Genomic DNA, 7,684 nt, shown 5'->3' with positions numbered 1-7,684 from the left:
CTTCAATATTGGCGAGAGTACCGCAGCTATTTTCACATTGCCCAGGATTGGAATGTTTCGGAAGCGACTGTTTGTCGAATTGTGCACCGCGTCGAAAAAGTTCTGATGAACTCAGGTCGATTCCGGCTTCCCGGAAAGAAGCAACTAACGAAAGGTTTTGGGACCCCTGATGTGATCCTCATCGACGTCACAGAAACGCCTATTGAGCGCCCAAAAAGGGTCAAAAACAATATTACTCGGGAAAAAAGAAACAACATACCCTCAAATGTCAGGTTCTTGCCGAGGGTGATACTGCTCAGATTATTTGCCTGTTCTTTGGTAAAGGTTGTCGTCATGATTTCCACCTATTTAAGGTATCTGGGATTCATATTCATCCAGAGACCGAGAGTCTTCAAGACAGTGGATATCAGGGAATTAAAGCCTATCACGACCATAGTTATATTCCTCTTAAGAAGCCTAAGCATAGAGACTTGAGCCAGTTAGAGCGCGACTATAATCATGCTCTAAGCCAAGAGCGGATTGCTATTGAGCATATTAATCGTAGCTTGAAAATTTTTCGCATTTTGGCTGGGCGATATCGCAATCGTCGTTGTCGTTACAATCTCCAATGCAATTTGATTGCCTCAATCTATAACTATGAGTTATCCTTAGCTGCTTAACCTAACCTATGCCAACCTAAACACATTTTGGAATGAATATTGCAAGAGGTCTAATCTTCATCTTGTTATTTTTGTCGATTTTTTCCTGATTAAAAATCTCTGGCGTTTCTTCTAACACTTACTTTTTTCATTGTTGAATTTGATTTGGATGTACTCCTAAATCCCCTACAATTTCATTAATGGTTTTTGACCTTTTTACAGCTTCTAATACAATTTTGGCTTTGAATGAAGCACTATATTTTTTACACTGTATTTTTTTCTCTTTGTCTTATTAGTTTTGGCGCAGTTTTTTATATCTCAACCCCCTGTATAGTTTTCAGGGTTCATTATCTTCATATACCCCTGTTCTTTATTGATTTGCGCTTTGACTCAGTAAGCCTAGCATTTTAAACACTTTTAAAGATGATTGTTATCTTTAAATTATTTTGGGGAAATCTAGGGTAAGTGTGATTTGTACTAATTGTTTGCTTACAAAATCACCATAAAATCCAACAAACGAAATAAGTCTGAGAGTGCAATGATGTGGAATAGGAACAGGTTTAAATCTAAATCTTGGTTTTCTCTATCTCTTTTATTTATAGTAACTTTTTTTGCTCCCCTATTGATTCACGGATGTTTTTTTCAACCAAATAATGTTCTTAAATCATTGAAAGTGGGTATTACTAATTGGCCTGGCTTTGATATCGCAGTATATGCACAAGAAGCAGAACTATTTAAAAACCGAGGTCTTGAAGTCGAATTTGTCCGATTTCAAAATGGCTCTGATGCTGCTCGTGCAATGTTACGAGGTTCTGTTGATGCGGCCTTTGAAGCACTTTGGGATGTGACTCAAGTAGACCCTGGGAATGACAGGCCAGTCTTTGTATTGGTAACAAATATTTCTTCTGGTTCCGATGGCATCGTAACTCAGTCTGAATTTACATCTCTTGAAGATTTAAAGGGGAAAAAAATTGGGGCAAAACTGGGAACAGTGAATCATCTAATTTTGCTAGAAGCTTTAAAATTGCATAACCTGAAACCAACAGATGTGGAAATTGTCGATATCTCTAACGAAGCTGCTGTGCAAAAGATGCAAGAAGGTCTTTTAGATGCCGCTGTCGTTTGGGAACCATTACTCAGCAGTACAGCTCAAGACATTAAAGGGAATATCGTTTACACAACAAAAGATGTTGATAGTTTGGTTATTGATGGTCTGGCCACGCGCTCTGAAACTCTTGCTAATAAGAAAGAAGAATTAACACAATTTATTTTGACTTGGTTTGATCTCATGGCAGCTTTAGAGAGTCAACCTCATGATGTCTTCAACATAGTTGGCCAAAAATTGGAACAAAATCCAGAATCTTTTGCTAGTGATTATGCTGGACTTAAAAAGGGTGATATCGACATGAATCAACGCATGTTTGAGCCTCAAGGACGTTTAACACAAGCCATGAAAGAAATTACGGAAATGTTGCGAGAAGATCCACGACATGGTCGCACTATTAGGGAGGATGTAGAAATCAACGGAGATCCAATCACTAGCGCTATTGAGAAATGGACCACATAAATTAAAGAAAACTTAATTCGATACATAGACATCCAATGAATCAGTCTTCTCTGAAATATAAACGCAATTTATCTCAACAACTCCTTAGCGGTTTTGGGGTTTCACTTGTGACTGTAGGCCTGGCTACACTTTCGATCAACTATCTGTTGATTCGCTCCAACCTAGAGAAACAAGTGCAGCAAAGGGCTCAATCCATTGTTCACGGTCTAGAATTTGCCACCGAGGGTCTTATTGAACTAGGGAATACAAGTACATTAAGGAGGATTGTGCAAAATTACTCAACTCTCGAAGCAGTTGAGGAAATAGCTATCATCAATCCTCAAGAAGTCACCTTAGCTCACAGCTCTATCGTTCAAAACAACAAGCCATATAAAGCTTCTCATCCCAAACTCGAGCTGGCAATGAAAAAAGCTGCTAGTTCAGGAATTGAAGATAGTATTCAAATAGCTAAGTCCAATGGCGAGGAATTTTTCGTTTATATTTTGCCCTTTAGTAGTGTTATTTTTGGCACTTCGGGAAAACGAGGTGTAGCTATTGTTAGTGTCGATCTTAAACAAATACAACAAAAAGCACAACGAACCTTTCTGACTTCCACTGTTACTATGGCTGTTGGTACCGGGTTAATTCTCTGTGTCATGGGTTTTTTGATTCATCGGATTATACTTCTTCCACTGAATCGCTTACATAAGTCGCTAGGAGAAAGTAAAGAAACAGGTTCATTTTTGGTCCCTGATTCTATTCCCAATAATGAAATCGGTTTTCTCGCCGCAAAGTTTGATGAGGTTTTTCGACAATTAGAAAATCATGAAAAACTGCAAAGAGAAATAGAAGAGCGCAGGCATGCAGAAAAAGCCTTAGAAAAAGCCTTAGAGATTCAAAAACAAAGGGAAATCGAACTAGAACAAGCTAAAAAAGAATTAGCGAATTCTCATGACAGATTAGCTGAGTACAATGCGACTCTTGAGCAAAAAGTTGAGCTACGAACAGCAGAACTTGCTCAAAGTATTAGGGAAGCGAGCGAAGCAAGAAAAGTAGCAGAACAGGCGAATCAGGCTAAAAGCACTTTTTTAGCTAATATGAGTCACGAATTACGCACCCCCATGAATGCAATAATAGGTTATAGTGAGATGTTACATGAGGAGGCAGAGGATCTCGGGCAAGAAGGTTTTATCCCCGATCTCCAGAAAATTCATGGAGCAGGAAAACATTTATTAAGTCTGATCAATGATATCCTCGATCTCTCAAAAATTGAAGCTGGTCGCATGGAGTTATATTTAGAATCTTTTGAGATTCGTGGACTCATTGAAGATGTAGTAGCGACAATTCAACCTTTAATTGAAAAAAATCAAAATACTATAGAAGTACATATTTCTGATGGTTTAAAGACAATGCATTCGGACCTTACCAAAGTTCGTCAAAGCTTGTTTAATCTACTTAGTAATGCTAGCAAATTTACCCAAAAGGGGAAGATTACCCTAAGCTTAAATGACTATACTCACAATAATCAAGACTGGATTGATTTTCAAGTAAGCGACACAGGCATTGGCATGACCAAAGAACAAATCGGTAAGCTATTTAAAGCTTTTAGCCAGGCAGATGCCTCAACGACTCGCAAATATGGTGGCACAGGGTTGGGGTTAGCAATCACTAAAAAATTCTGTGAGATGATGGGAGGTGACATTGAAGTTGAGAGTGCAGCCAATGAGGGAACTACCTTTACTATCAAATTACCAATTCAGTTTCAGGAGATAGCTAAAGTAGAATACAAGTCAAATAACCAAGAGCAATACATTGATATTGGACCAAACGAAAATACTGTTTTAGTGATCGATGATGATCCAACGGTACATGATTTAGTGGAACGCTTTTTAACTAAGCAAGGATTTCGAGTTTTCACCGCCGGAAGTGGTTCGGAAGGTATTGATTTAGCAAAAAAAATAGAGCCCGATGCGATCACTCTTGATGTTATGATGCCAGGTTTAGATGGTTGGTCTGTGTTAACATCTCTCAAGGCCGATCCAAAAACCGCTCAAATACCAGTCATCATGATGACGATGGTAGATAATCAAAATTTAGGTTATGCCTTAGGTGCTGTTGACTATATACTGAAGCCTATTAGTAAAAACATTTTAAGAGAGGTTTTAGATGGATATCGCTCTGGATCTACCTCTAATCGCATCTTAATAGTAGAAGATAACCCCGACATTCGACAGATGTTACGACGTCAATTAGAAAATAATAGCTGGGAAGTTATCGAAGCGGAACATGGTTGTCAAGCACTTGATATTATCTCCAAGAATCCTCCAGAACTAATAATTTCTGATTTAATGATGCCTGAAATGGATGGATTTGAATTAGTTTATAAACTTCGTCAAAATCAAAATTGGAGTTCCATTCCAGTAATTATCTTAACCGCTAAAGAATTAACATCAATTGATCGAGATAAATTACAAGGTAGAGTTGAAACAATCTTTCAGAAAGGAGGCTATCAACGCCAAATATTGCTCCAAGAGATACATAATCTTTTGTCAGAGGCTATCAACAGAAAAAATAATCGAAAAATTGTTCAGTCAGTCAAATAAATTTATCTAATTCTTAAATATGATTATGCCAAAAATATTATTAGTGGAAGACAATGAAATGAATCGAGATATGCTGTCTCGTAGATTGAAAAGAAGGGGCTATGAAGTCATTATTGCTATTGATGGTGCTACAGGCGTTTCAATGGCACAATCAGAAATCCCAGATTTAATTTTAATGGATATGAGTTTACCTGTGATGGATGGCTGGGAAGCCACAAAAATTATTAAATCTCACTCCAAGACGCGATTAATTCCAACTATTGCGCTGACAGCTCATGCTATGGCTGGTGATCGGGAAAAAGCGCTAGAAGTCGGTTGTGATGATTACGACACTAAACCGATAGACCTATCTCGTCTTCTCGAAAAAATCAAGGCTTTTTTGTAGGTTTTGATTACTTCACTACAAAAATTTTCTCTTGAGAGTGTACCGCAATATGTCAACTAATAAGGAGTCTAAAATCCTATCACTATCTCATTTACGTCATGAACTACGAACTCCAATCAATGCAATTATTGGTTATAGCGAAATGCTATTAGAAGATCTTGAAATGATAAATGATAGTCAAGATTTTCACGAGTTAAAACACATCAGAGAATGTGGACTTAAATTGACATCATTAGTTAGCACTCTACTCAACGATAGCAATTTAGAAATTCATCAGTTAGATTTGGAAAAATTGCTAACTGAGCAAATGGTCCAAAATCAGATACAGATTCCCGTAAATTCAGTGATCAGCCATTGCCAACAAATTTTAAAGACTACAAATAACCAAAGTTTAGTATCAGATATCCAAAAAATCAATCAAGCTTCTCAGAGCCTAATAGCGATGACGAGTGATATGACTGGTACAGCTAAAAAACACAGTGCAATTCAAGTTGACGATTCATTTATTTCAACTGACAACATACCCCTCATAGAAAAAGATCTATCATCCCTCACGGAAAAAAGTTCACCAAATTCTAATAGTATTCATTTTAGTCAAGAAAAAGAGTCAATTGATAATAAAAATCGAAGCACCATTTTAATAGTCGATGATAACGCAACCAACCTTGATTTATTATCTCGATACATTATTAATCAAGGTTATAAAGTAGCCAGGGCTGCCAATGGAAAACAAGCTTTGGCAATGATACAGATAGAAAAATATGATTTAATACTTCTTGATGTACTAATGCCAGGAATTGACGGTTACGAAGTTCTTCAATGGATTAAAAATAGTTCACTAAGTTATATTCCTGTGATTATGATATCTGCTTTAGATGAAATTGATAGTGTTGTTAAATGTATTGAAATGGGGGCGGAAGATTATCTATCTAAACCTTTTAACGCTGTCATATTGAAAGCAAGAATTAGTGCCTGTTTGGAGAAAAAACAGCTCAGAGATCAAGAAGAATTATTTCTAAATCAACTGGCACAAGCCAACCAAGAAATTACAACACTGAATAAACTTCTTAAGGCAGAAAATAACCGCCTGACTACTGAGATAGAAGTAACGCAAAGATTGCAACAAATGATATTGCCGAAGGAAAAAGAGCTTCGGCAAATTGATGATCTGGAAATATCTGGATTTATGGAATCTGCCGATGAAGTAGGGGGCGATTACTATGATGTTCTTCATGACAATGGGCGGGTAAAAATTGGTATTGGAGATGTCACTGGACATGGCCTAGAAAGTGGGGTTTTAATGCTTATGGTACAGACAGCAGTAAGAACTTTAGTGGAAATCGATGAAAAAGACCCTAAAAAATTTTTAGAAGTTCTTAACCGAACGATATACAAAAATATACAACGTATGAATTGTGACAGAAATCTAACTCTTTGTTTAGTTGATTATCATAACTCTGTAGTTAGTTTAAGTGGCCAGCACGAAGAGATTATTTTAATTAAATCTCAAGGGGAAATTCAGCGTATCGACACAATGGATTTGGGCTTTCCTATTGGTTTAGTAGATACTATTGAACAATTTGTGTTTCAGGTCCAAATCAAATTAGATTTAGGAGATACAATTGTGCTTTATACAGATGGAATTACAGAAGCAGAAAATCCTTCAGGACAGCAATATGGCTTGGAGCGGCTTTGCCAATTAATCAAGGAGAACCACCATAAATCAGCAAGTAATATCAGGAAAATGGTTATTGATGATTTACTAATGTATATAGGTGAACAGAAAATTTACGATGATATTACCTTAGTAGTAATAAAGCAAATTTAATTAGTCTAAATTACAAAATTTATTTTTTATATGAATTATCCAGCAAAAGTCAACCATTGTAACGTATTGGGCAACTTTATTGAGGACTTGCCTTCAAGTCAAGAATATTTAATATTAAGTTTTTCTCCAAGTTCTATTTCACTAGAAAAAAGGTGGCGTAACAATTGCTTATCAGCCGATTTTTTGGCCGATTATCTTAGTACCTTCTTTTCCGCTGATCAAGAAGAGCAAAAGCAAAAAAAAGCAGAATTTCAAGATGCGGTTAGTTATGTTGCTAATGAGTTATTAGAAAACGCCATGAAATATAGTAAAAATAATCAATCATCTCCCATTACTATTCAAATTTATTTAAATCAAGATAAGATTATTTTCAAACTAGCTAATGATATTGAGTCGTCAATGGTTAGAGACTTCCAGAATTATATTAACAACATAATAGACTCTGATCCTTGTGAGCTATATCTCAAAAAATTGGAAAAAAATGCTATTGATGATAATAATGAAGATTCTGGCTTGGGTTTTTTAACTATGATTAATGATTATAATGCTAAGTTAGGCTGGAAATTTGAAAATGAGACTACCAGCTCATCAGTACAACAAGATTGTAGAGTGACAACAATGGTACAACTACAAGTGTGACTTAATTATGAAATGATTGGTGCTTCTGTTGTTTTGTAGCATGTT

Annotated in this window: 5 protein-coding genes and 2 pseudogenes; 6 read left to right on the top strand and 1 reads right to left on the bottom strand. The window is 36.4% G+C overall.

Going from position 1 to position 7,684, the window contains the following annotated elements; translation table 11 throughout:
- Window positions 1-659, top strand: a pseudogene (locus XEN7305_RS26780) (IS5 family transposase); the annotation flags it as partial.
- Window positions 660-789: 130 nt separating this feature from the next.
- Here the strand turns inward: XEN7305_RS26780 and XEN7305_RS27720 are convergent.
- Window positions 790-912 (bottom strand): annotated as a pseudogene (locus XEN7305_RS27720) (transposase); the annotation flags it as partial.
- A gap of 399 nt (window positions 913-1,311) precedes the next feature.
- Here XEN7305_RS27720 and XEN7305_RS15280 point away from each other — a divergent pair.
- The 5 genes from XEN7305_RS15280 to XEN7305_RS15260 are packed head-to-tail and all read left to right on the top strand — an operon-like array spanning window position 1,312 to window position 7,639.
- Window positions 1,312-2,205, top strand: coding sequence for an ABC transporter substrate-binding protein (locus XEN7305_RS15280; RefSeq protein WP_238568985.1), 894 nt, complete (start codon window positions 1,312-1,314; stop codon window positions 2,203-2,205).
- 35 nt (window positions 2,206-2,240) lie between these two features.
- Entirely contained in the window at window positions 2,241-4,787 is a 2,547-nt protein-coding gene (locus XEN7305_RS15275; protein WP_006510362.1) for a response regulator, read from the top strand.
- A 25-nt stretch (window positions 4,788-4,812) separates the two neighbouring features.
- On the top strand, window positions 4,813-5,172 hold the full coding sequence (locus tag XEN7305_RS15270) for a response regulator (protein WP_040898104.1): 360 nt from the start codon (window positions 4,813-4,815) through the stop codon (window positions 5,170-5,172).
- 49 nt (window positions 5,173-5,221) lie between these two features.
- Window positions 5,222-7,000, top strand: coding sequence for a SpoIIE family protein phosphatase (locus XEN7305_RS15265; RefSeq protein ID WP_006510360.1), 1,779 nt, complete (start codon window positions 5,222-5,224; stop codon window positions 6,998-7,000).
- 30 nt (window positions 7,001-7,030) lie between these two features.
- Window positions 7,031-7,639 carry a DUF6272 family protein gene (locus XEN7305_RS15260; RefSeq protein WP_006510359.1) on the top strand — a complete coding sequence of 203 codons (609 nt, stop codon included), beginning with the start codon at window positions 7,031-7,033 and terminating at the stop codon, window positions 7,637-7,639.
- The last annotated feature ends 45 nt before the right edge of the window (window positions 7,640-7,684 follow it).

The sequence above is a fragment of the Xenococcus sp. PCC 7305 genome (assembly GCF_000332055.1).
GTDB lineage: Bacteria > Cyanobacteriota > Cyanobacteriia > Cyanobacteriales > Xenococcaceae > Xenococcus.
The sequence above is the reverse complement of the archived record's forward strand: the minus strand, read 5'-3'. Positions and strand labels throughout refer to the sequence as shown.